The 23,798-nt window shown below is 68.2% G+C and carries 22 protein-coding genes; 17 read left to right on the forward strand and 5 right to left on the reverse strand.

Annotation, left to right across the window (positions count from 1 at the left end):
* Positions 1 to 176 precede the first annotated feature (176 nt).
* The 7 genes from wecB (at position 177) to LGN17_RS18060 (ending at position 8,786) form a co-directional block, all read left to right on the forward strand.
* A complete protein-coding gene (gene wecB / locus LGN17_RS18030) occupies positions 177 to 1,394 on the forward strand; it encodes a non-hydrolyzing UDP-N-acetylglucosamine 2-epimerase (RefSeq protein WP_226197989.1) in 1,218 nt (405 codons plus the stop codon).
* On the forward strand, positions 1,391 to 1,531 hold the full coding sequence (locus tag LGN17_RS18035; protein ID WP_226197990.1) for a hypothetical protein: 141 nt from the start codon (positions 1,391 to 1,393) through the stop codon (positions 1,529 to 1,531). Before wecB ends, LGN17_RS18035 begins: the two co-directional genes overlap by 4 nt.
* Positions 1,532 to 2,101: 570 nt before the next feature.
* Positions 2,102 to 2,563, forward strand: coding sequence for a (2Fe-2S)-binding protein (locus tag LGN17_RS18040; protein WP_226197991.1), 462 nt, complete (start codon positions 2,102 to 2,104; stop codon positions 2,561 to 2,563).
* The gene (locus tag LGN17_RS18045; RefSeq protein WP_226197992.1) at positions 2,560 to 4,884 is read left to right on the forward strand and encodes a xanthine dehydrogenase family protein molybdopterin-binding subunit; all 2,325 of its coding nucleotides are present in this window, start codon (positions 2,560 to 2,562) and stop codon (positions 4,882 to 4,884) included. Before LGN17_RS18040 ends, LGN17_RS18045 begins: the two co-directional genes overlap by 4 nt.
* Before the next feature lie 68 nt (positions 4,885 to 4,952).
* Positions 4,953 to 5,720: a class II aldolase/adducin family protein gene (locus tag LGN17_RS18050; protein WP_226197993.1), complete on the forward strand. Its 768-nt coding sequence runs from the start codon at positions 4,953 to 4,955 to the stop codon at positions 5,718 to 5,720.
* 107 nt (positions 5,721 to 5,827) lie between these two features.
* Positions 5,828 to 7,657, forward strand: a complete 1,830-nt coding sequence (locus LGN17_RS18055; RefSeq protein WP_226197994.1) for an acyl-CoA dehydrogenase — start codon at positions 5,828 to 5,830, stop codon at positions 7,655 to 7,657.
* A gap of 148 nt (positions 7,658 to 7,805) precedes the next feature.
* Positions 7,806 to 8,786, forward strand: coding sequence for an NADPH:quinone oxidoreductase family protein (locus tag LGN17_RS18060; RefSeq protein WP_226197995.1), 981 nt, complete (start codon positions 7,806 to 7,808; stop codon positions 8,784 to 8,786).
* 77 nt (positions 8,787 to 8,863) lie between these two features.
* On the opposite strand, the gene LGN17_RS36525 is transcribed toward LGN17_RS18060, so the two are convergent.
* Positions 8,864 to 8,992: a hypothetical protein gene (locus LGN17_RS36525; protein ID WP_264165985.1), complete on the reverse strand. Its 129-nt coding sequence runs from the start codon at positions 8,990 to 8,992 to the stop codon at positions 8,864 to 8,866.
* A gap of 22 nt (positions 8,993 to 9,014) precedes the next feature.
* Complete coding sequence (locus LGN17_RS18065; RefSeq protein WP_226197996.1) at positions 9,015 to 9,551, reverse strand: PadR family transcriptional regulator; 537 nt, start codon at positions 9,549 to 9,551, stop codon at positions 9,015 to 9,017.
* Positions 9,552 to 9,702: 151 nt separating this feature from the next.
* Here LGN17_RS18065 and LGN17_RS18070 point away from each other — a divergent pair, with 151 nt between their 5' ends.
* The gene (locus tag LGN17_RS18070) at positions 9,703 to 11,727 is read left to right on the forward strand and encodes an NADPH-dependent 2,4-dienoyl-CoA reductase (RefSeq protein ID WP_226197997.1); all 2,025 of its coding nucleotides are present in this window, start codon (positions 9,703 to 9,705) and stop codon (positions 11,725 to 11,727) included.
* Between the two features lie 49 nt (positions 11,728 to 11,776).
* Positions 11,777 to 12,217: a nuclear transport factor 2 family protein gene (locus LGN17_RS18075; RefSeq protein ID WP_226197998.1), complete on the forward strand. Its 441-nt coding sequence runs from the start codon at positions 11,777 to 11,779 to the stop codon at positions 12,215 to 12,217.
* A 147-nt stretch (positions 12,218 to 12,364) separates the two neighbouring features.
* Here LGN17_RS18075 and LGN17_RS18080 read toward each other — a convergent pair whose 3' ends face one another.
* Positions 12,365 to 13,246 carry an intradiol ring-cleavage dioxygenase gene (locus tag LGN17_RS18080; RefSeq protein ID WP_175953078.1) on the reverse strand — a complete coding sequence of 294 codons (882 nt, stop codon included), beginning with the start codon at positions 13,244 to 13,246 and terminating at the stop codon, positions 12,365 to 12,367.
* 118 nt (positions 13,247 to 13,364) lie between these two features.
* On the opposite strand from LGN17_RS18080, the gene LGN17_RS18085 reads away from it, so the two are divergent.
* From LGN17_RS18085 to LGN17_RS18110, 6 genes are all read left to right on the forward strand, one after another.
* The gene (locus LGN17_RS18085; RefSeq protein ID WP_226197999.1) at positions 13,365 to 14,288 is read left to right on the forward strand and encodes a LysR family transcriptional regulator; all 924 of its coding nucleotides are present in this window, start codon (positions 13,365 to 13,367) and stop codon (positions 14,286 to 14,288) included.
* Positions 14,289 to 14,436: 148 nt separating this feature from the next.
* Positions 14,437 to 14,691: a hypothetical protein gene (locus LGN17_RS18090; protein ID WP_226198000.1), complete on the forward strand. Its 255-nt coding sequence runs from the start codon at positions 14,437 to 14,439 to the stop codon at positions 14,689 to 14,691.
* A gap of 226 nt (positions 14,692 to 14,917) precedes the next feature.
* On the forward strand, positions 14,918 to 17,008 hold the full coding sequence (locus tag LGN17_RS18095) for a TonB-dependent receptor (protein WP_319000841.1): 2,091 nt from the start codon (positions 14,918 to 14,920) through the stop codon (positions 17,006 to 17,008).
* A complete protein-coding gene (locus tag LGN17_RS18100; RefSeq protein WP_226198150.1) occupies positions 17,008 to 17,805 on the forward strand; it encodes an ABC transporter ATP-binding protein in 798 nt (265 codons plus the stop codon). Before LGN17_RS18095 ends, LGN17_RS18100 begins: the two co-directional genes overlap by 1 nt.
* The gene (locus LGN17_RS18105) at positions 17,802 to 18,806 is read left to right on the forward strand and encodes an ABC transporter substrate-binding protein (protein WP_226198002.1); all 1,005 of its coding nucleotides are present in this window, start codon (positions 17,802 to 17,804) and stop codon (positions 18,804 to 18,806) included. Before LGN17_RS18100 ends, LGN17_RS18105 begins: the two co-directional genes overlap by 4 nt.
* Positions 18,803 to 19,843: a FecCD family ABC transporter permease gene (locus tag LGN17_RS18110; protein WP_226198003.1), complete on the forward strand. Its 1,041-nt coding sequence runs from the start codon at positions 18,803 to 18,805 to the stop codon at positions 19,841 to 19,843. Before LGN17_RS18105 ends, LGN17_RS18110 begins: the two co-directional genes overlap by 4 nt.
* A 62-nt stretch (positions 19,844 to 19,905) precedes the next feature.
* Here LGN17_RS18110 and LGN17_RS18115 read toward each other — a convergent pair whose 3' ends face one another.
* Complete coding sequence (locus LGN17_RS18115) at positions 19,906 to 21,282, reverse strand: ATP-binding protein (protein ID WP_226198004.1); 1,377 nt, start codon at positions 21,280 to 21,282, stop codon at positions 19,906 to 19,908.
* The gene (locus tag LGN17_RS18120; protein ID WP_226198005.1) at positions 21,283 to 22,011 is read right to left on the reverse strand and encodes a response regulator; all 729 of its coding nucleotides are present in this window, start codon (positions 22,009 to 22,011) and stop codon (positions 21,283 to 21,285) included. It lies immediately after the preceding gene.
* A 241-nt stretch (positions 22,012 to 22,252) separates the two neighbouring features.
* Here LGN17_RS18120 and LGN17_RS18125 point away from each other — a divergent pair, with 241 nt between their 5' ends.
* Together LGN17_RS18125 and LGN17_RS18130 are read left to right on the forward strand one after the other, a co-directional pair.
* Positions 22,253 to 22,999: a MipA/OmpV family protein gene (locus LGN17_RS18125; protein WP_226198006.1), complete on the forward strand. Its 747-nt coding sequence runs from the start codon at positions 22,253 to 22,255 to the stop codon at positions 22,997 to 22,999.
* A gap of 333 nt (positions 23,000 to 23,332) precedes the next feature.
* The gene (locus LGN17_RS18130; RefSeq protein ID WP_226198151.1) at positions 23,333 to 23,662 is read left to right on the forward strand and encodes a hypothetical protein; all 330 of its coding nucleotides are present in this window, start codon (positions 23,333 to 23,335) and stop codon (positions 23,660 to 23,662) included.
* The last annotated feature ends 136 nt before the right edge of the window (positions 23,663 to 23,798 follow it).

Genomic DNA, 23,798 nt, shown 5'->3' on the forward strand with positions numbered 1-23,798 from the left:
CAGGACGCCGGTAGTACGACGATTCGCGCAGCGTAGATCGCGCGAACCGGGCGGCGCGCTCGCTGCGCGACACCGCAACGTGTCGATCGTGTGCGAGCACAGGAGGCGCCGCCTGGATACATGCTTCGCGCAACGAGCAGGGTCATTCAGCGCGAAATGGCTCAACGAGGATAACGATGAAAAAGATTTTGCTTGTGTTCGGGACTCGGCCGGAGGCCATCAAGATGGCACCGCTGGTGCGTGCATTGAAGGCACAAGCGGATGTCGACGCCAGGGTATGCGTGACCGCGCAGCACCGTGAAATGCTCGATCAGGTGCTGACGCTGTTCGACATCAAGCCCGATTACGATCTCAACGTGATGCGCCAAAGTCAGACGCTGACCGACGTGACGACCGGCATTCTGCAGGCAATCGGCATCGTCTTCGACGAATTGCGTCCGGACGTCGTGCTGGTACACGGCGATACGACAACCACGCTCGCGGTCAGTCTCGCGGCGTTCTACCGTTATCTGCCGGTTGGGCACGTGGAGGCCGGCTTGCGCAGCGGTGACATCTGGTCGCCCTGGCCGGAGGAATTGAACCGCCGCGTGACCGACGCGGTGTCGTCGTGGCATTTCGCGCCGACCGGGCAGGCACGCGACAACCTGCTCAGCGAGGGCGTGCCAGGCGGGGCGGTCGTGCTGACCGGCAATACCGTGATCGATGCGCTGCACGAGGTCAAGCGCATGCTGGACAGCACCGCGGCGCTGTCGGAGAAGGTCGCCGGACAGTTTCCGTTTCTCGAGCCGTCGCGGCGCGTGGTGCTGATCACCGGGCATCGTCGCGAAAGTTTCGGCGAGCCGTTCCAGAATTTCTGCAACGCGCTATGCACGCTCGCGAACCGCTATCCCGATGCGCAGTTCGTCTATCCGCTGCACATGAATCCGAACGTGCGGGAGCCGGCGCGCGCACGGCTCGGCCACGTGCCGAACATCTACCTGATCGAGCCGCAAGAATACCTGTCGTTCGTATTCCTGATGTCGCGCGCGCATTTCATCATCACCGATTCCGGCGGCATTCAGGAAGAAGGGCCGGCGCTGGGCAAGCCGGTTCTGGTGACGCGTGAGACGACGGAGCGGCCCGAAGCGATCCAGGCCGGTACCGCACGGCTCGTCGGCACCGATCAGGAGCGGATCGTGTGGGAGGCGTCGCGGCTGTTCGACAGCGAGAGCGCGTACGGGGAAATGGCGCGTGCGAGCAATCCATACGGAGACGGTCACGCGAGCGAGAGGATCGTGCATGCGCTGATGCGCAATCCGGGGGTGCCCACGAAGGCGACGAGCTTTTCGATGGGGGCGTCGGAGATGCCGTTCAACGCGCTCACGCTGGGGTTGCAGGCGTTGAGATCGCCGTGAGCGTGGCGCGCCACCCGCATGCCGTGCGAGCGGGATGCCCGGCGCTCGATTCGCACGGCGGCCTGAAGCAGGCCACGAACACGATCGGTCGCGTCAAGGGCTACAAGAAGGCCGGTGTGGACGTGGTCTCGATGTAACGAAGCACTGCAGCGAACCGTCGGCGCGTTGGTCCGCGCCAGTGTCGCGCCGTCATCGCTCGCCCGGACCGGCGCGTCGGTCGGTCCCACTCGCATGACAGACGTCGTGCGTCCTCGATTCCCTTTCAACCTCTCCCCGGTTTGCCTCGCCCATACCGCTATGCACCGGCGGCGCAAAACTGCCGCACATCAGGTAGAGTTGGAGCCCGGGCCATTCCGCATACGATTCCGGTTCCCCTGAGCCGTGTCGAAGCCGCCGGGGCCGAACCTGGCACGCAGGCGCCGCGATCCGAGTCGCCGTTTCTGGCAGTCCCGACATGATCGCGTTGCCTGAATGACGGTTTGCACGGAGCAGAATCCGGGCTGGTGCGTGTCCGCTATCGATCCGGATCGCATGCCCGATAGCCTCCCCAGCCAGCCGCACCGATAACCGCGCATTGACCGCTGGTCCTGCCGGCGGAGCAGTCGACAAGACGGCACGGGCCGGCGCATCAGAACGCACCCGCTGCCGTTCGAATCCCCACCCGGCACCCGTGGTGCGACGCGGGCGCCTCGACCAGGAGGTGAACGATGATCACGCTAACCGTCAACGGTAGCGAGCAGCACTTCGACGGCAATCCCGATATGCCGTTGCTCTGGTATCTGCGCGATGTCCTCGGCCACACCGGCACCAAGTTCGGCTGCGGCATGGCACTGTGCGGTGCATGCACCGTGCACCTCGACGGCGTTGCGATCCGGTCGTGCATCACGCCGGTCGCCGCGGCTTCCGGCAAGCGCGTGACGACGATCGAGGGACTGTCGACGGCCCTCGATCATCCGCTGCAGCAGGCCTGGCAGGAACTGAACGTCGCGCAGTGCGGCTACTGCCAGTCCGGGCAGATCATGCAGGCCGCGTCGCTGCTGAAAACGAATCCCCATCCGACCGACGCCGACATCGACGATGCGATGTCCGGGAACATCTGCCGCTGCGGCACCTACACGCGCATTCGCGCGGCGATCCGCCTGGCCGTTCGGCGCGGAGGTGCCGCATGAGTGCGTCCGAACTCTCCGTCCATAACGAAAGCCGCCGTGCGCTGCTGCTCGGCTTCGCATCCGGCGGGCTGCTGCTCGCGTTCGGCGTGCCGTCGCTCGCGCGCGCAGCCGTGCCGGTGCAGCCGCCCGTCAGCGCGAATCCGCAGTATGGCGGCGCGGGGATGCCGCACGGGTTGCGCGACGATCCGCACCTGTTCGTCGCGATCGCGCCGGACGGCACGGTCACCGTGACCTGTATCCGCTCCGAGATGGGGCAGGGCGTGCGCACGAGCGTCGCGCTCGTGGTGGCGGACGAACTGGGCGCGGACTGGGCGCGCGTGAAGGTCGCGCAGGCCGTCGGCGACGAGCCGCGCTATGGCAACCAGAACACCGACGGATCGCGCAGCCTGCGCCAGAGCTTCGCCGCGCTGCGCCGCGCGGGCGCGGCTGCGCGCACGATGCTCGAACAGGCGGCTGCCGCCGTGTGGGGCGTCGATACGCGTCAGGTCAAGGCGATGGTGCATGAGGTCGTCGACACGAAGAGCGGGCGCACGCTCGGCTTCGGCGAACTGGCGGCGAAAGCGGCCGCGCTGCCGGCGCCGGATCCGGCAACGGTGGTGCTGAAGGCGCCGGCCGAATTCCGCTATATCGGCAAGGGCGAAACGGCGCTGATCGACGGGCGCGACATCGTCGGCGGTCGCGCGCACTACGGGATCGACACGCGGCTCGACGGCATGCTGTATGCGGTCGTCGCGCGACCGCCGGCCTACGGTGACACGGTCGCGTCGTTCGACGCATCGGCGGCGGAGCAGCTGCCGGGCGTGGTCAAGGTCGTGCCGCTCGCGCCGACACCGCTGCCGTCCGGTTTCCAGCCGCTCGGCGGCGTGGCCGTCGTCGCCCGCGATACGTGGACGGCGATCCAGGCGCGCGCGCAACTGAAGATCGACTGGAAGCGCGGTCCCCACGCGAACTACGATTCGGCCGAGTATCGCAAGACGCTCGAAGCGGCCGCCGCGCAACCGGGCGACGTGATCCGCAACGACGGCGACGCGGCGGCCGCGCTGGCCGGCGCCGCGAAGCGCGTGCGTGCGACGTACTACATCCCGCATCTCGCGCACGCGACGATGGAGCCGCCCGCGGCCGTCGCGCGCGTGGCCGACGGGCGCTGCGAAGTGTGGACCTGCACGCAGGCGCCCCAGACCACGCGCGACGAGGTCGCGAAAGCGCTCGGGTTGCCGACGGAGCGCGTGACGGTCAACGTGACGCTGCTCGGCGGCGGTTTCGGCCGCAAGTCGAAGCCCGACTACGTGGTGGAGGCGGCGCTGCTGTCGAGGGCGGCCGGCGCGCCCGTCAAGCTGACGTTCACGCGCGAGGACGATATCGCGCACGACTATTTCCACGCGGTGTCGCTCGAGGCGTTCGATGGTGGGCTCGATGCGTCGGGGAACGTGGTCGCGTGGCAGCATCGCACGGTCGCGCCGTCGATCCAGTCGACGTTCCGGGCCGGCGTCGTACACGAGCAGCCGGGCGAGCTCGCGCAGGGGATTGCCGACCTGCCGTTCGCGATTCCGAACGTGCGGATCGAGAATCCGGCCGCGCAGGCGCATACGCGAATCGGCTGGTTCCGTTCGGTCTACAACATCCCGCATGCGTTCGGCATCCAGAGCTTCGTGTCGGAGCTGGCGCATGCGGCCGGTCGCGACCCGAAGGATTTCCTGCTCGAATTGATCGGTCCCGCGCGGCGATTCGAGCCGCACATCGCGGTGAAGAACGTGAACTACGGCGAGGATCCGGCGCTGTATCCGGTCGATACCGGGCGGCTGCGGCGCGTGGTCGAGACGGTCGCGCGCGGAGCCGGCTGGGGCCGCAAGCTGCCGAAGGGGCACGGGCTCGGAATCGCCGCGCATCGCAGCTTCGTGTCGTACACGGCGGCGGTGTGCGAGGTGCAGGTCGATGCCGACGGCAAGATCACGGTGCCGCGGGTCGACATCGCGATCGACTGCGGGCCGCAGGTCAATCCGGAGCGGGTACGCTCGCAGCTCGAGGGTGCGGTGGTGATGGGGCTCGGGATCGCGCTGCACGGGGAGATCACCTTCAAGGACGGCCATCCGGAGCAGAGCAACTTCAACGGCTTCCAGGTGCTGAGAATGAACGAAGCGCCGCGCGAAATCCGCGTGCATCTCGTCGCGCCGGACGATTATGCGACGCCGCTCGGCGGCGTGGGCGAGCCGGGTTTGCCGCCCGTCGCGCCGGCGCTGACCAATGCGATCTTCGCGGCCACCGGCACGCGCATCCGCAGCCTGCCGGTCGCCGATCAGCTCGCGAAGCGCCGGGCGGGGTGACACCATCCCCACGCCGGGCCGCATCGTGCGGCCCGGTACGCATCCATCCTTGAACAAGGAGTGTCGACGTGGCCTCATCCGATGTCAGCGTGAAGCAGGCGGTTTCCCCCACCGAATGGGATGCGCGAGTCAACCTGGCGGCGGCGTATCGGCTCACCGCGCTGTTCGGCTGGGACGATCTCGTGTTCACCCATATTTCCGCGCGCGTCCCCGGTCCGGAGCACCACTTCCTGATCAACCCGTACGGCATGATGTTCGACGAGATCACCGCATCGTCGCTGGTCAAGGTGGATCTCGACGGACGCAAGGTGTCCGAATCGCCCTACGAGATCAACCCGGCCGGCTTCACCATCCACAGCGCGGTGCATGCGGCTCGCGACGACGCGCTGTGCGTGATGCATACGCATTCGATCAACGGCGTCGCCGTGTCGGCGCAGGAAGGGGGCCTGCTGCCGCTGTCGCAGCAGTCGCTCGGCGTGCTGGCGTCGCTCGGTTATCACGACTACGAGGGCATTGCGCTCGACGAGGGCGAGAAGGCGCGCCTCGTGCACGACCTCGGCGCCAACACGAACCTGATGTTGCGCAACCACGGCCTGCTGACCGTTGGCGCGACGCCGGCAGACGCGTTCGTCGCGATGTACTTCTTCGAAGCGGCCTGCATGATCCAGGTCCGTGCGCAGGCGGGCGGCTCGGCGCTGTTGCCGATCGCGCAACCGATTCTCGACGGCATCAAGCAGCAGATCGCCGCGGTGACGCGCGGGATGGGCGCCGGGGCGCTCGTCTGGCCAGGCTTGCTGCGCCGGCTCGATCGACGCAATCCCGGTTACGCGAACTAGCGCATCCGTCGTTGTCGGTTTAGAACGACCGTGCTAAATTCCCGGCAGCACCTGCAGTCACGGAACCCTTCATTCGGCTGACGAAGCCGGCCCCGGGAGGCAGCACGATGAGCTTGTTGATGTCGCGACGCGATCTCGCGTTCCTGCTGTATGACTGGCTCGACGCGGAAGCGCTCGTCGCGCTGCCGCATTACGCCGAGCACAGTCGCGAGACGTTCGACGCGGTGCTCGACACCAGCGAGCGGATTGCCGAAGACCTGTTCGCGCCGCATGCGGCGCGTGGCGATCGCGAGGAGCCGCACTTCGACGGCGAGCGCGTGACGCTGATCCCGGACGTCGAACCGGCCGTGCGCGCCTTTGCGGACGCCGGGCTGATCGCCGCGGGCCATGACGAAGCGCTCGGCGGCATGCGCTTGCCGAAGCTGGTCGAAGCCGCGTCGTTCCTGTACTTCCAGGCGGCGAACATCGCGACGGCCGCCTATCCGTTCCTGACCGTCGCCAATGCGAACCTGCTCGTCGCGCACGGCAGCCCCGCGCAGATCGACGCGTTCGCGCGCCCGGAACTGGAAGGGCGCTACCTCGGCACCATGTGCCTGTCCGAGCCGCAAGCCGGTTCGTCGCTGTCCGACATCGCGACGCGTGCGGATTTCGAGGGCGATTCGCCGCTCGGCCCGCGCTACCGGTTGACCGGCAACAAGATGTGGATCTCGGGCGGCGAGCACGAGCTGACGGAGAACATCGTTCATCTCGTGCTCGCGAAGATTCCCGACGAACATGGCCGGCTGCTGCCCGGCACGCGCGGCATCTCGCTGTTCATCGTGCCCAAGTACCTGCCGGGCAGCGACGGCGCGGCGCAGGGCGAGCACAACGACGTGGTGCTCGCCGGGCTGAACCACAAGATGGGCTACCGCGGCACCACCAACTGCCTGCTGAACTTCGGCGAAGGCACGCGCTATCGCCCGGAAGGGCGGGCAGGTGCGATCGGCTATCTGGTCGGCCAGCCGAACCACGGTCTGGCGTACATGTTCCACATGATGAACGAGGCGCGCATCGGTGTCGGCGCGGGCGCGGTGGCGCTCGGCTACACGGGTTACCTGCACGCGCTCGACTATGCGCGCAACCGGCCGCAAGGGCGCCCGCTCGGGCCGGTGGGCAAGGATGCCGCCGCGCCGCAGGCGCCGATCGTCGGGCATCCGGACGTGCGGCGCATGCTGCTCGCGCAGAAGGCTTATGTCGAAGGCGGTCTCGCGCTGATCCTGTACTGCGCGAAGCTAGTCGATGAAGCACGCGCGCACGACGACGCGGACGTGCGCGCCGATGCCGCGCGCCTGCTCGACATCCTGACGCCGATCGCGAAAAGCTGGCCGTCGCAGTGGTGTCTTGCGGCGAACGACCTCGCGATCCAGGTGCACGGCGGCTATGGCTACACGCGCGATTACGCGGTCGAGCGGCTCTATCGCGACAATCGGCTCAACCCGATTCACGAAGGCACGCACGGGATCCAGGCGCTCGACCTGCTGGGCCGCAAGGTCGCGCAGGACGATGGCGCACTGCTGCGCGCACTGGATGCGCGGATCGGCGCGACCATCGAACGTGCGCGCACGCTCGATGCCGGCCTGCGCGAGCAGGCCGACGCGCTGGCGCGGCGCTGGGCGCGGCTGGTCGAGGTCACGCGGCAACTCGGCGCGATCGGCGATCCGCCGGTGCGGCTCGCGAATGCGAGCGTCTATCTGGAAGCGTTCGGCCATCTCGTCGTCGCATGGCTGTGGCTCGACGTGACGCTCGCCGCGCACGGGCAAGCCGACGATTTCCACGACGGCAAGCGTGCGGCCGCCCGTTACTTCTACAAATGGGAATTGCCGAAAGTGGATGCGCAGCTCGATCTGCTCGCGAGCGTCGATACGACGACGCTCGACATGCGCGACGCGTGGTTCTGATCGTTGCTTCATCGACATTCCGGAATGCAGACGATGTCGCGGATGCCGATTCCGTCGGCTGTCGCGTATGCGTCGTGAACCGGCCGTGCGGGCGTGCCCCGCAGGCTGACCCAATGCGCGGCCACGCCGCACAAGGAGAGAGAAGCGCATGAAAGCCCTGTTGTGTACCGCATTCGGCCCGATCGACGGCTTGCGCATCGAGGACGTGGCGACTCCCGAGCCAGCCGCAGGCCAGGTCCGGGTTCAGGTGAAGGCCGCATCGCTCAATTTCCCCGACGCGCTGATCGTCCAGGGGTTGTACCAGGTGAAGCCGGCGCTGCCGTTTTCGCCGGGCGCGGAATTCGCCGGCGTGATCGACGCGGTGGGTGAAGGCGTGACCGCGTGGCGGCCGGGCGATTCGGTGGTTGCGTTCACCGGGCACGGCGGGTTCGCGCAGCAGTGCGTGGCCGACGTGCACCAGATTGCCGCGCTGCCGCCCGGCATGACGTTCGAGCAGGGCGCGGCGCTCGTGCTCGCGTATGGCACGTCGCTGCACGCATTGCAGCAGCGCGCGCGGCTGCAGCAGGGCGAGACCTTGCTGGTGCTGGGCGCGGCGGGCGGGGTCGGGCTCGCCGCGATCGAGATCGCGAAGGCGCTCGGCGCGCGCGTGATCGCGGCGGCGTCGAGTGCGGACAAGCTGGCGTTGTGTCGTGAGGCGGGCGCCGACGAGACGATCGACTACGCGACCGAAGACCTGCGCCGCCGTGTGGACGAACTGACCGGCGGGCGCGGTGCGGACGTCGTCTACGATCCGGTGGGCGGCGCCTACAGCGAGGCGGCGTTGCGCGCGACCGCCTGGCGCGGCCGGTTCCTCGTGGTCGGTTTCGCGGCCGGCGAGATACCGAAGATCGCGCTGAACCTGGCGCTGCTCAAGGAGCGCGACATTCTGGGCGTGTTCTGGGGCGATGCCGTGCGCCGCGATCCGAAGCAGCATGTCGCGAACATGCGCCTGCTTGCCGAGTGGTTCGCGGCCGGCAAGGTGCGACCCGCGATCACCGAGCGTGTGCCACTGGCAGGTGCGGCCGATGCGATCGCGCGGATGGCGAACCGGCAGGTGAAGGGCAAGGTGGTGATTCTGCCGGACGCGTGACGGCTTTTCGCACGCGGCGTGCCGGTGGACGCCGCGTGGTTGTGGCGCAGTGCTCGCGCGCGTCAGGCAACCCTTCTTCAATGACCCGCCGGCACGCGGGTCCAGCGCTCTTCGCGCGCAAACCGCTCGAGTATGCCGGCACGCGTCATCGGGCCTGTGCCGTGCGTGTTCGAATCGCCGTGGCAGAGCACGGTTTTCTGCGTCATCGTCCTTTCCTCCGTCAGCCGGTCAGTCTTTCGGCGAGCGCAGCACGTCGAGCGCCTGCTGCGAGAACTCGACCCAGAACCGCTCGTTCGCGATGCCGGCCTGCAGTACCAGGTGCTGAAGGCGCTTCGTGCGCGAATCAGTGTCTTCCGGGAAATCGTGCGCCTCGATCTGCAGATACAGGTCGAGCTTCTCCTGGTGCAGCGCGATGCGCCGCCTGATTTCGTCATCGAGGCCGGCCGGGCCGAGCACCGCTTCCGCGCGCAGACGCACCATCAGCGCTTCGCGCAGCGGCGTCGGATCCTCCTGTTCGGCGATCCAGCGCCGCAACTCCTTCTTGCCGGCCGGCAGGATCCGGTACGTGCGCTTGCGGCCGCGCCCCGATTCGGCCGGCAGCGATTCGATCCAGCCCGTTTCTTCGAGGCGCCCCAGCTCGCGATAGATCTGCTGGTGCGTCGCCTGCCAGAAATAGCCGATCGAGCGATCGAAGCGGTCGGCGAGTTCGGAGCCCGAACCGGGGCGTTCGGCGAGGGCGGTGAGGAGTGCGTGGGGCAGGGACATGTCGGGTTGGAGGAGGCCGCGGAATGAACCGCATCTTGCCATATCGGGGTCACGGTACAAGATGATGGATGCGTTTATGCAACGGGTTGCATAAACAAAAGCGGTCGACTAACATCTGTGCAACTTGTTGCATAAAAATGGGAGACCCCCGATGACACAGCGCTATCCGCATCTGACGACCCCGCTCGAGCTCGGCTTCACGTCGCTCAGGAACCGTGTACTGATGGGGTCGATGCACGTGGGCCTCGAGGAAGCGCCGAATGGCTTCGAGCGGATGGCGGCGTTCTATGCGGAGCGCGCGCGCGGCGAGGCCGGCCTGATCGTGACGGGCGGATTCGCCCCGAACGAACGGGGCCGTCCGGCGCCCGGCGGCGCGATGCTGACGACCGAAGCGGAGGCCGAGCGCCATCGTGTCGTGACGCGCGCGGTGCACGCGGGGGGCGGCAAGATCGCGCTGCAGGTCCTGCACTTCGGGCGCTATGCGTATCACCCGGCGCTCGCCGCACCGAGCGCGCTGAAGGCGCCGATCAACCCGTTCACGCCACACGCGCTGAGCAGCGATGAAGTCGACGAGACGATCGCCGATTTCGTGCGATGCGCGGCGCTCGCGCAGCATGCGGGTTACGACGGCGTCGAGATCATGGGGTCGGAGGGCTACCTGATCAACGAATTCATCGCCGCTCGCACGAACCATCGCGACGATGCATGGGGAGGCGCCTACGAGAACCGTATCCGTTTCCCGGTCGAGATCGTGCGGCGCGTGCGCGAGCGGGTCGGCACGAACTTCATCCTGATCTACCGGCTGTCGATGCTCGATCTCGTCGAAGGCGGCTCGACGCTCGACGAAGTGATCCGGCTCGCGCAGGCGATCGAGGCGGCCGGTGCAACGATCATCAATACGGGTATCGGCTGGCACGAGGCGCGCATTCCGACCATCGCGACGAAGGTGCCGCGCGCCGCATATGCCTGGGTCACGCGGCAGTTGATGGGCAAGGTCGGCATCCCGCTCGTCGCGACCAACCGGATCAACACGCCGGAAGTCGCGGAGCAGCTGCTGTCCGACGGTTATTGCGACATGGTGTCGATGGCGCGGCCGTTTCTCGCCGATGCCGAGTTTGTCCGCAAGGCGCGGGAAGGGCGCGCGGACGAAATCAACACGTGCATCGGCTGCAACCAGGCCTGCCTCGACCATACGTTCAGCGGCAGGATCACGTCGTGCCTCGTGAATCCGCGCGCGTGCCATGAAACCGAGCTCGTGATTCGCCCCGCGCGGCAGCGCAAGCGGATCGCCGTGGTCGGCGCCGGGCCGGCGGGCCTCGGCTTCGCGGTGACCGCGGCCGAGCGCGGTCATGCGGTGACGCTGTACGAAGCCGGCGCCGAGATCGGCGGCCAGTTCAACATCGCGAAGAAGGTGCCCGGCAAGGAAGAGTTCAACGAGACGCTGCGCTATTTCCGCCGCCAGATCGAAATGCGTGGCGTGACGCTCCACGTTAATACGCGGGCGACCGCCGAGATGCTGCTGCAAGGCGAATTCGACGAAATCGTGATCGCGACGGGCATCGTGCCGCGCACGCCGCCGATCGATGGCGTCGGGCATGCGAAGACGCTCGGCTACCTCGACGTGTTGCGCGACGACAAGGCCGTGGGTCGCAGCGTCGCGATCGTCGGCGCCGGCGGCATCGGCTTCGACGTTGCGGAATATCTCGTTCATCGCGAAGACGGTGAACAGGGCGGCCCGGACCGCTTCTTCGCCGAGTGGGGTGTCGATCCGTCGTATGCGAACGCAGGCGGCTTGCGCCGTGCGCAGCCCGAACCGGCGGCGCGACACATCCATCTGCTGCAGCGCAAGGCGTCGAAGGTCGGCGACGGGCTCGGCAAGACCACCGGATGGATCCACCGCACGGCGCTGAAGGCGCGCGGTGTCGGCATGTCGTCGGCGGTGACCTACGGACGGATCGACGACGAGGGATTCCACGTGACGATCGACGGCGTCGAACAGACGCTGCCGGTGGACAACGTCGTGATCTGCGCGGGACAGGAACCGTTGCGCGAACTGGCGGCGCAACTGGAGGCGGCCGGGCGCAAGGTGCACGTGATCGGCGGCGCGTACGAAGCGGCCGAACTCGATGCGAAGCGCGCGATTCACCAGGGTACGACGCTTGCCGCCACCCTCTGAGGTTCGAGACTGATTCGCTTTTTTCCGCCCGACGATACTGGAGTCTTCGATGACGAACGCACCGCTGCATCTTCAACCCGCTGTCGCGCAATCGCTCGACAAGTGGCATGCGATGATCGAACGCAAGGATTTTGGCGCACTGGAATCGATCGTCCATCCGGACGCCGTGTTCCGTTCGCCGATGGCGTTCAAGCCCTACGGGCCGGCGCCCGCGCTGTTGCTGGCGCTGCGCACGGTCATCACGATCCTCGAGGATTTCGCCTATCACCGGCAGTTCGTTACCGGCGACGGCAAGAGCGTGGTGCTGGAGTTCAGCGCGGCTGTCGGCGACAAGGCGCTGACGGGGATCGACATGATCCGCTTCGACGACGAAGGGCGAATCGTCGAATTCGAGGTCATGATCCGGCCGTTCAACGCGCTGCAGGCGCTGGGCGCGGAAATGGGCGCGCGGCTCGGGCAGCAGTTGCCGACGTTCAAGATCGGCGGCTGAGCGTCGCATCGCCGGACGGCACGTCGACGCGTTCGATGCGCTTGCCGGACCGGCGCGCGAGACCGTGCGATGCGTCGACGAGCACGCGCATGGCGCGCGTGCTTGCGCGGATCGTCCTCGTTGACGACCTGCCCGAGACGTGGCGGATCATGCGGCGCGCGCCGCAGGATTGAGCACGAAGTCGTAGTCGAGCGTGTAGAACGGCGTGTCCATGCGCGATCCGTCCGGCGCGATGCCGGGCGCGTGCCGGACCCAGTCGGCAATGAGCGTCGACCGTACGCCGAACACCGCATCGGAGTCGAGATAGCGGTCGCCGTCGCGGAACACGTGCGTGATCAGCGTTTCGTAGCCGCGCGCCTCGATCATGAAGTGCAGGTGCGCGGGGCGCCACGGATGACGGCCGAGTGCGTCGAGCATCGCGCCGACGGGGCCGTCGTGCGGAATCGGATACGGCTCGGCGAGGATCGAGCGGAATGCGTAACGGCCGTCGGCGCCGGTGCGCAGCCGGCCGCGCGCGCGGTGCGTGACCGAGCCGTCGTCGGCCGGCAGCTGCACGTCGTAGTGCCCGTCCTCGTCGGCTTGCCAGACTTCCAGCGACGCGTGCGCGATCGGCATGCCGTCGATGCCGCGCACGTGGCCCGACACGAAACAGGGTTCGCCGCACGCGCCGTTCGCGATGTCGTCGAACATACCGAAGTCGCGGCTGCCTTCGACGTAGAACGGGCCGAATACGGTCGCTTCGGTACAGCCAGCCGGCTTCGCATGATTCTGCGCGGTGACGAGGGTCGACAGCCCGAGCACGTCGGAAAGCAGGATGAACTCCTGACGCTTGTCGTCGGTGATGTGGCCGACGGCGGTCAGGAAGCCGATCGCGGCTTGCCATTCGGCCTCGGTGAGCTTCGTCTCCCGCGCAAACGAATGCAGGTGCTGGACGAGACTGGTCATGACCGTGCGCAACCGCTCGTCGCGACATCCGGCGAGCGACGCGATCACCGCCTGCGTAATGGTGTCTTCGTCGAGATTGCGCATAGGGGGTGTCTCCTGATGTCGTTGGATGGTGCGCAGACGTAACATTAATTCTTCCTTGAATCGTAAAAAAGAGGGTGGGGAGGAGTTTTGTTCTCCGCCAGGTGGAAGAATCGAACCCATGGACAAGTGGACCCAGATCGAATTTTTCGTGCAGGTCGCCGAGCTGGGCAGCCTGTCGAAGGCCGCCGAGCGGCTCGGGATGTCGAGCGCGGCGGCGAGCCGCTGCCTGAACGCGCTGGAGGAACGGCTGGGTGCGCGGCTCGTCGAACGCACCACGCGGCGCCTGTGGCTGACCGACGCCGGGCATGAATATCACCGGCGCTGCGTCGCGATCCTGATGGAGCTGTCGGAGGCCGATGCGGCGGTCAACGAAGCGAGCGTCAACCCGGCCGGCACGCTGCGTGTGACCGCGTCGGTATCGTTCGCGTCGATCTATATCGCCCCCGCATTGCCGGAGTTTCACCGGCGCTACCCGAACCTGAACGTGCAGATCGTCGCGGCGAACCGCTATCCGGATTTCATCGAGGCCGGCATCGACGTGGCGATCCGCACACGCGAGCATGAAGCGGATTCCGGCATCACCGTGCGCAAGCTCGCCGAGACGCGGCGCGTGCTGGCCGCGTCGCCCGGGTATCTGGCGAAGCACGGCGCGCCGGAGACGCCCGATGCGCTGGGCGACCACCGGCTGCTGGTCTACAACCTCGCGAACGACCCGTATGTCCTGCATTTCCGCCACGGCGCGAAGAAGCGGTCGGTCACGATCAAGAGCGTGCTCGATGCGAACGAAGGGCAGGTGATCCGCGCCGCGGCGCTTGCCGGGCTCGGCATCCTGATCCAGCCGCTCTACATCATTCACGACGATATCGTCGCGGGGAAGCTGGTGCCGGTGCTCACCGACTGGCAACTGCCGCTGCTCACCGTCAACATCGCGTACCAGAGCCGCCGTCACCAGCCGGCGAAGATCCGCGTCTTCACCGAGTTCCTGATCGAGCGTTTCGAACGTCTCGGGCTCGCGCGCAAATGGAAGGAAGTCGGCCGCTGAGCGCAGGCAGGTGCTGCACCGTTGTGCATTTCTCCGTGTCACGAAGAACGGATTCCCCGAGCGTCGTCTGTTTCGCCGCTGTCGTGCACGTTACATGGCATTTTCCCTGGCCGGCGATGACACGATAACGATCCGGTCAGGAGACGACATGAAATTCGCATTGCGACGGATGTCATTGGCATTCCTGATCGCCTGGGACATTCAGGTTCCGGCGTCGGCCACGGAGAACGGACAGATCCGCTGTTCGTTCGGCGTCGACACGGTGCCGAACGGGCTGCTTTCGCCGCACGGCAACACGCAGTACTTCAACTACGCGCGGTACTCGGCGTCGACCGGCTTGCCGGGCCGGATGGCGGTAGCGCGGCGCGCGACACCCGTCGGCAGGGCGGTTGGCTCACCCTGACAAATTCCCGACGAATCGGGTTGATATTTTGTATCATCTGACGTTTTGCGTTGCCGGCCGCCCGGGCTACCCGGTGCGGCCGCGCGCGGCGACTTCATCCAAAGACCGATACGACGTGACGAACACCAGATTCAACCCGGCGCGCGGGGAGCGGCACGCTGCCGCGCCGCGCCGGCAGGCTCGCGCGTGGCGCGCACGCAGCTGCACGACCCTGCTGGGTTGCGCGATGGCGACCTCCGGCGCGATGGCCGGCGAAGCGGCCGCACCCGCACCGGACGAGCGGCATGCGCTGCCGGCGATCAACGTCAGCGCGCAAGCCGCACCGGCCGACCCGCTGACGCAGCCGCTCGAGACGGGCTCGCGGCTCGGGCTCGCGAGCCTCGACACGCCCGCGAGCGTCGAGACGGTCACGGCCGCCACGATCGACGCGCGCGGCGATCGCACGGTGCTCGACGCGGTGACGCGCACTGCGGGGTTCTCGAGCGCGATGGCGCCCGGCAATGGCGGCACCGCATTGAGCGTGCGAGGCTTCAGCGGGCAGGAATCGGTGATGACGCTGCTGGACGGCGTGCGGCTGATGCCGGCTGCCGGCACGATCACGTTCCCGTTCGATACGTGGTCGGTCGAGCGTATCGAGGTGCTGCGCGGCCCGGCGTCGGTGCTGTACGGCGAAGGGGCGATCGGCGGTGTCGTCAACGTGGTGCCGAAGCGGCCGCAGCGCATGCGCGAGACCACGCTGCAGGTCGGTGTGGACCTCGACGGCGCGAAGCGCGTCGCGTTTGATACGACGGGTGCGCTCGGCTCGCAGCTGTCGTATCGCTTCTATGCGAGCGATGCGCGCGCGAACGGTCTCGCCGAGCGGGCCGATACGCATACGACGGCCGTTGGCGGCGCGCTGAAGTTCGACGTGAGCCCGAAGCTCACGCTGACGCTCGATTTCGACTACGGCCGCCAGATGCCGGCGACCTACTATGGCGTGCCGGCGCCGAACGGCGTGCTCGATCCGTCGCTGCGCAAGCTCAACTACAACGTCGCCGATGCGACGATGTCCTACTACGACCAGTGGACGCGCCTGTCGGCCCGCTACCGGCCGACGGCCGGCGTGACGATCGACAACCAGCTTTACTACCTGACGTCGAATCGCCACTGGCGCAACGCCGAATCGTATGCGCTCGATGCCGCGACGGGTCTCGTCACGCGGGGCGACTATCTCGACATCGGCCACCATCAGCGGCAGATCGGCGACCGGCTGAGCGCACGCTTCGACGGCACGCTGTTCGGCCGTGCGAACCGCTTCGTCGTCGGCACGGAATTCAGCCAGATCACGTTCAGCGGCACCAACAATTCGCCGTATGGCGGTGAATCCACGGTGCCCGCGCACGGCTTCGATCCCGGCGTGTTCACGAGCCCCGACCCGACGGTGCTGCAGTTCAGCACGCGGGCGCGGCAGGCCGCGGTGTTCGCCGAGAACCGGCTCGAAGTGCTGCCGCGGCTCGCGTGGGTGAGCGGCCTGCGCTACGACCATATCGCGTTCAGTCGCGAGCAGGCCGCGACCGGAGAGGGCTTCGACAAGCGTTTCGCGAATGTCGGCTGGCGCACGGGCTTCGTGTTCGACGTTGCGCCGACGCTCAGCGCGTATGCGCAGTACACGACGGGCGCGGAGGGCCTCGGCTCGCTCGTGACGCTGTCCGCGTCGCAGGCAAGCTACCGGCTCGCGACCGGCGAGCAGTGGGAGGCCGGGCTCAAGCAGACGCTGCTCGACGGACGCGCATACTGGACGTTCGCCGTGTACGACATCACGAAGCGCAACCTGCTGAGTACCGATCCGTTCAATCCCGCGCTGCGCCAGCAGGTCGGCCGGCAATCGTCGCGCGGCATCGAGCTGACCGGTGGCGCGCGGCTGCCGCACGGCTGGACGGTCGATGCGAACGTCGCGCTGCTGCGTGCACGCTACGACGCGTTCAACCAGACGACCGGCGGCGCAACGGTGTCGCGGGCCGGCAACGTGCCGTCGAACGTGCCGCAGCAGACCGCGAACCTCTGGCTCGGCTGGGCGTTTGCCGAGCGCTGGCAGGCGAATGCGGGCGTGCGTTACGTCGGCGCGACGTACGGCGACGACGCGAACCGCGTGCAGGTGCCGTCCTATACGGTGTTCGATGCGTCGCTGCGCTGGCAACCGACGTCGCGCACCGAGCTGGCGTTGTACCTGCGCAATCTCGCGAACCGCACGTATGCGGTGACGACGTCGAACGGCGGCGAGCAATGGCTGCTCGGCCCGTCGCGGTCGGCGGAGCTCGTCGCGACGATGCGCTTCTGATGCGGCGCGACGAGCCTCCCGTGGCGCACATGCTCGATATCGAGCGCGTGAACTGGTCTCCCGGCGGCGCGGTCACCGTGCTCGATTCGGTGACGCTGAGCGTGGCCGAAGGCGAGTTCGTCGGGCTGGTCGGCCCGAACGGCAGCGGCAAGACGAGCCTGCTGCGCTGCGTGTTCCGTTACGCGCGGCCCGATGCCGGCCGCGTCGCGCTCGATGCGCAGGACGTGTGGCGCATGCGGCCGCGCGCGGTCGCGCAGCGCATCGCGGTGCTGCAGCAGGAGACGCCGGACGAATTCGGGCTGACGGTCGACGAACTGGTCGGCATGGGGCGCACGCCGCACCTGCGGCCGTTCGATGCGGAGACGGCGGACGATTGCCGGATCGTCGAATCCGCATTGCGCGACGTCGGCCTCGTCGAGCGCCGTGCGCAACGCTTCGCGTCGCTGTCGGGCGGCGAGAAGCAGCGCGCGCTGCTGGCCCGCGCGCTCGCGCAGCAGCCTGAATTGCTGCTGCTCGACGAGCCGACCAACCATCTCGACCTGCGCCATCAGCTCGAACTGCTCGCGCGCGTGCGACGCCTCGGCATCGCGACGCTCGCCACGATTCACGACCTCAATCTCGCGGCCGCGTATTGCGACCGGCTCCACGTGCTCGCGCACGGCAGGGTCGTCGCATCGGGCGTGCCGGCCGACGTGCTGACCGAAGCGCTGCTGCGCGACGTGTTCGGCGTCGCCGTGCTCGTCGATCGCCATCCCGTCACGGGCCGGCCGCGCATCACGCCGCTTCATCCGGAATGACCGCCATGCCGTTTCCTGTCTTGTCCTCCGCTTTGTCATCCCTGTCCCGTCGGCTGGTTGCCGCGACCATGCTCGGCTGCGCGGCCGCTCATGCGGGGGCCTATCCCGTCACCGTGCGCAGTTGCGATCGCGACGTGACGTTCGAGCGCGCGCCGACGCGTGCGGTGAGCAACGACGTGAACCTGACCGAGATGATGCTCGTGCTCGGCCTGAAGGACCGGCTCGTCGGCTACACCGGGATCGGCGGCTGGAAGACGGGCACCGCGCGCGTGCGCGATGCGCTGCGCGGCGTGCCTGAACTCGCAAGCCAGTATCCGTCGCTCGAGGTGCTGGCGGCCGCGCGCGCCGACTTCTATCTCGCGGGCTGGAACTACGGGATGCATGTCGGCGGCCCGGTGACGCCCGCGACGCTCGCGCCATTCGGCATCCGTACCTACGAGCTGACCGAATCGTGCTCGCACGTGATGAAACAGTCGGCGGCCTCGTTCGACGACGTGTTCCGCGACTTGACCAATCTCGGCCGGATCTTCGGTGTCGACGCGCGCGCCGCGCAGGTCGTCGCCGCGATGCGTGCGCGTCTCGCGGAGGTGTCGCGTACGATCGGGCGCCCGCAGCCGCTGCGCGTGTTCGTGTACGACAGCGGCACCGACAAGCCGATGACGGCCGGCGCTCTCGCGATGCCGACCGCGCTGCTGGCCGCGGCGGGCGCGCGCAACGTGATGGACGACGTGCCGCGCAGCTGGACGCAGGTGAGCTGGGAAAGCGTGGTCGCGCGCGATCCGCAAGTGATCGTGATCGTCGACTATTCGGCCGTGACGGCCGCGCAGAAGCAGCAGTTCCTGCTGAGCCAGCCGTCGCTCGCTCGCGTGGCGGCGATCCGCGACCGGCGCTTCGTCGCGATTCCTTACGACGCGGCGACGCCGGGCCCCGAGAACGTCGCGGCCGTCGAGACGCTGGCGCGCGCGTTGTATCCGGCCGCGTTCGCCGGGCCGGCGCGATGAGCGTGCGCGTGCCTGCATCGCGGCCCCACATGCGCGTGGTGCTGCCGGCGCTGGCGCTGCTGCTGGTCGTGTCGATCGTCGCGTCGGCCGCGTTCGGCCCGGCGCCGATTGCGATGCCGGCTGCGGTGCGGATCGTCGCCACGCACATCGTGTCGGCGTTCGGCGAGACCGGCGCGTTCGCGGCGGGGGCGGGCGACGACAGCATCGTCTGGCTGATCCGGATGCCGCGCGCGCTGCTGGCCGCGATCGTCGGCGCGACGCTGGCAGCGGTCGGCGTGGCGCTGCAGGCCGCGACCGCGAACCGCCTGGCCGATCCGCACCTGCTCGGCGTGAGCGCGGGCGCGATGCTCGGCGCCGTCGCGGTCACCGTGATGGCCGGTGCGGCATTCGGCCCGTTTACGCTGTCGGCTGCCGCGTTCGCGGGCGCGCTCGCGGCGACCGCTTGCGTCGTTGCGCTCGCTTACCGGCATGGCCGGCTCGAATCGGACCGGCTGCTGCTCGCCGGCGTATCGGTGTCGTTCATGATGGCGGCGTTCGGCAACCTGCTGCTGTATCTCGGCGACCAGCGCGCAGCGTCGTCGGTGCTGTTCTGGATGCTCGGCGGCGTCGGGCTCGCGCGCTGGGATCTGTTGCCGGTGCCGGCCGTATGCGCGGCGCTTGCCGGCGGCGCGTTGTACGCGCGCCGGCGCGAACTGAATGCGCTGATGTCGGGCGATGTTGCCGCGGCTGCGCTCGGCGTGCCAAGCGCGCGGATGCGGCGCGAGGTCTTCGTCGTCGCGTCGTTCGCGACCGGCGCGATGGTGGCGGTGAGCGGGGCGATCGGCTTCGTCGGGCTCGTGACGCCGCATCTGTGCCGTCGCGTCGTCGGCGCCGAGCACGGCAGGCTGCTGCCGGTGGCCGCGCTGACCGGTGCGATTCTGCTCGTATGGGCCGATGTGGCCGCTCGTACGCTCGCGGCGCCGGAGGATCTGCCGATCGGAATCGTGACCGCGATGTTCGGCAGCCTGTTCTTCGTCGCGCTGCTGCGCCGCCGCTGAGCGGCGCGCGCGCCCCGGCGGCGGCGGTCAGGCGAAGGCGGCCGGGGCGCCTGCCGCGCGCTTCATTGCCGCGGAACGGCCATGCCGGCGTTGCCGCCGAACGCGTCGGTGCGCGCGAGGGTGTCCGGCAAATCGAGCAGATTGTCCGGCAGCGTCAGCGCGGGCAGGGTGATCACGAAGCGTGCGCCGCCAAGCGGCGAATCCTCGAGCCGCACGTCGCCCCCATGCACCAGCGCGACGCGCCGCACGATCGCGAGCCCGAGCCCGAAGCCGCCGGTCTGCCGGTCGCGGCTGGAGTCGAGTCGCTGGAACGGCTCGAATACGCGGGCGCGTTCGGTGGCCGGAATACCGGGGCCATCGTCGTCGACGCTCAGCACGAGCGCGCCGGATGCGTTGCGCTCGGCGGCGAGCAGCACGGTGCGCGACGCGTAGCGCGCGCCGTTGCGGATCAGGTTCAGCAACGCGCGGGCGACCAGCTTCGGGTCGCACACGTGGGTCGCGGGTGCGCCGAGCGCCGACACGTCGAGCGTGATGTCGCGATCGACGATGTCGTTCGCGACGTTGCCGGCGACGCTGTCGAGCAGCGCGTCGACGACGACTTCCATCGGCGCGAGCTGGCTCGCGCCTTGTTCGAGCCGGCCGATCGTCAGCAGCTCGGTCACGAGTTCGTCGAGCTCGCGCACGTCGCGCCGCAGCGCGTCGCGGCGTTCGCGCATGCGGCCCGTCTCGTCGGGTTCCGCGAGCAGCGCGAGCCCGAATTCGAGCCGCGCGAGCGGCGTCTTCAGTTCGTGCGAGATGCCGTGCATCATTTCGCGCTGCTGCTTGATCGACGCTTCGATGCGCTCGGCCATGTCGTTGAACTGCTGCGACAGCTCGTAGATGTTCGACCGGCCCGACAGCTTCACGCGCGTCGACAGGTTGCCCGCGCCGAACGCACGCGCGGCCTCCTGCAGCCGGCGCAGGTCGCGCCAGTGATACGAGGTCCACAGCGCGACGGCGAACAGCGCCGCGAACGCGATCACCAGGTACGCATAGATCTTGATGTCGAGGTCGGCGGGCTCGATCGGGCGCGCATGGAGCACGGAGCCGTCCGCGAGCGGCATGTAGTAGTTCCTGCCGTCGTAGCTGATCGCGATCTTGCCGGCGTCGAGGTCGCGCAGCGGCGCGCCGCTCAGTTGCGCACGGGCGTCGGCCATCGTCACGAAACCGAATCGTTCGTTGCCGTGTTGCGCGAGTTCGCGCAGCGCGAGCATGCGCTGCGCGCCCGGATGGCGTTCGAGGTAGTCGTTCAGCACGAACGCGTAGGTGGTCAGCGAATCGCGCTGCGCCTGTGCCGCGCGCTCGTAGAAAATCCTGTCGAACGAGAGTTGGATGAACACGATCGAGGCGGCGCCGCACAGGATCACGATGAGGTACAGCTTGATCAGCGGGCGCAGCATTTACTCGTCCCAGGCGGAAGGGCTGAACAGGTAGCCGCGGCCCCAGATCGTCTTGATCCGGTGCGGCTCCGACGAAACGTCCTCGAAGCGGCGGCGCAGCTTCGAGATGCCCGAGTCGACCGAGCGGTCGAGCCCGTCGAACTCGATCCCGCGCAGCTGCTTCAGGATGTCGTCGCGGCTCAGCACGGTGCCGGCCGCGCGCGCGAGGATCAGCAGCAGGTTGAATTCGGTGGTCTTCAGGTCGACCGGCTCGCCGCGCCACGTGACCGTCCGGTTCGGCGGCGAAATCGTCAGCTCGCCGAACACGAGGGCTTGGGGCTCGGCGGCGGCCGGTTCCGGCGCGGTGGGCTGCGCGCGGCGCAACAGCGCGCGGGCGCGCGCGACCAGCACGCGCGGCTCGATCGGCTTCGTCACGTAGTCGTCGGCGCCGGTCTCGAGGCCCGCGACCTGGTCGTAGACATCGGCGCGCGCGGTGAGAATCAGCACCGGGATGTTGGTGAACGCGCGAATGCGCCGGCAGACTTCCATCCCGTCGAGATTCGGCAGCATCAGGTCGAGTATCACCAGTGCCGGCCGGTGCTCGCGTACCGCGGCGACGGCGAGATCGCCACGCCGCACGACCGTCACCGCGAATTCGTAGCCGTCGAGGTATTCGCGCACGAGCTGCGCGAGGCGGTCGTCGTCCTCGATCAGCAGCACACGGTATTTGAGCGGATTGTCGTTCTTCATGGTCTCCTCGGAATGCGCGCGTCGTCTTCCACTTCTGCACGCGGGCGCGCGGCACGCGAATTCTATCCGGCGTTCCGACGGCCGGGGCGGCCGTACGACAATCAGGAACAATCGAACACATTTGCGCACAGATTCACCGCAGATTCCGGACAGTCCCGGCGCGCGGCGATCCCTAGACTGCGGGCTCCGTCACTCTTATTTCAATATTGTGCGCCCCTCTCTTCGCTCCTTCCGCTATTGCATGCCGCTTGCCGGCCTGACCCTTGCCGCCGTCGCCCACGCCGAAAACCAGTATGCGATATCGCTCGGCGGCGGATTCGCCCCGCGCTACCAGGGGAGCAACCAGTATCGCGGCGTGGTCGCGCCGTCGTTTTCCGCGATGTTCGGCAATGGCTTCTTCATTGACGGCACGCAGGGCGCCGGCTACCGGCTGGACTTGCCGCACGGCGCGTTCGTGTCGGCGGCGTTGGGCTACGACGCGGGCCGCGCCGACGAAAACCGCTTCGACCTGCCGGGTTCGAACCACCTGAAGGGGATGGGGCGGGTGCCGGGCTCGGTGCTCGTCGGCTTGCGTGCCGGCGTGAAGCTGCTGGACGGCGGTGAACTGACCGTCACGATCGACGCGCCGGTCACGCATGCGTCGCGCGGCCTGTCCGGGCATGTCGACCTCGCGGTGCCGGTGTTTACGGCCGCGCGGCACACGGTCGTCGTGACGGGCAGCGTGCATGCCGGCACGGGCCGCTACATGCAGACGTTCTACGGCGTGACCGACGCGCAGTCGATGACGAGCGGGTTCCGGCCATATTCGACGAGCGGCGGGGTCGACAGCGCGACGCTGTCGCTTGCGTGGAACTGGGATCTGTCACGGCACTGGGCGGTGCACGCGACCGGCGGCATGACGCGGCTGCTGGGGCGCTATGGGGACAGCCCGATCGTCCAGACGCGCAGCAACTACTACGGCATGGCCGGCGTGACGTACAAGTTCTGAGCCGGTTGTCGACGGCGGGCCCGAGCGCCGCGTTGCATCGGCATGCATGGGGCGGCGCGATTGAGCCGCGGCGCTGCGCGATGCATGGGCGCCGCGCCGTGGCGGCCGACCGCCTGCGGTAACATGCAGGCGGCTTTGGCTTTGGCTTTGGCTTCGGGCCGGCCCCGAGGCTCCGCTAGCCGAACCGGCGCGGCCAAAGCGCGCGAGGTCGCGGTTGGCCGGCCGGCATCCGCCGGAACACGGCTGGCGATGCGCGCAAACCAATCATGTATGCAACGCCATGCGGGCGAGACGCGCCGCACCTGTTTCGCCGGGCGCGCAAGGGAGAAACCGATGAAGAAGACGATCGCGATGATGATGGCGCTGGTTGCGGGCGCAACGTTTGCGGGATGCACGGACATGAAAACGAAGAATGCGACCGCGGGCGGCATGATGATGAACGGCGAGCCGGCAGTCACGTCGCAGGCATGCAAGGCGGACGCGGGGCCGGACGACGCGCTGGTCGGCAAGACCGAGGCCGATGCGGCCGCGCTGCTCGATGGTTGCCCGTGGCGCGTGCTCGAGCGCGACGGCAAATCGTTGCCGGGCACGATGGATTACCGGGAGGAACGCCGCAATCTCGGCATTCGCGACGGCAAGGTGATCTGGGTGCGGCGCGGGTGACGGATTCGGCCGCCGCCGACGATCGGTCGTGGGCGACGGCGCTTGCGCTTGCGCACGCGGGAAATTGGAGGCGTGCACGGCGTGCAAGGCCGATCGAGCGGCGGCACGCGTTGCAATTCGCCGCCGCGGGGCAGCG

The sequence above is a fragment of the Burkholderia sp. AU30280 genome, from assembly GCF_020420125.1.
Lineage (GTDB): Bacteria > Pseudomonadota > Gammaproteobacteria > Burkholderiales > Burkholderiaceae > Burkholderia.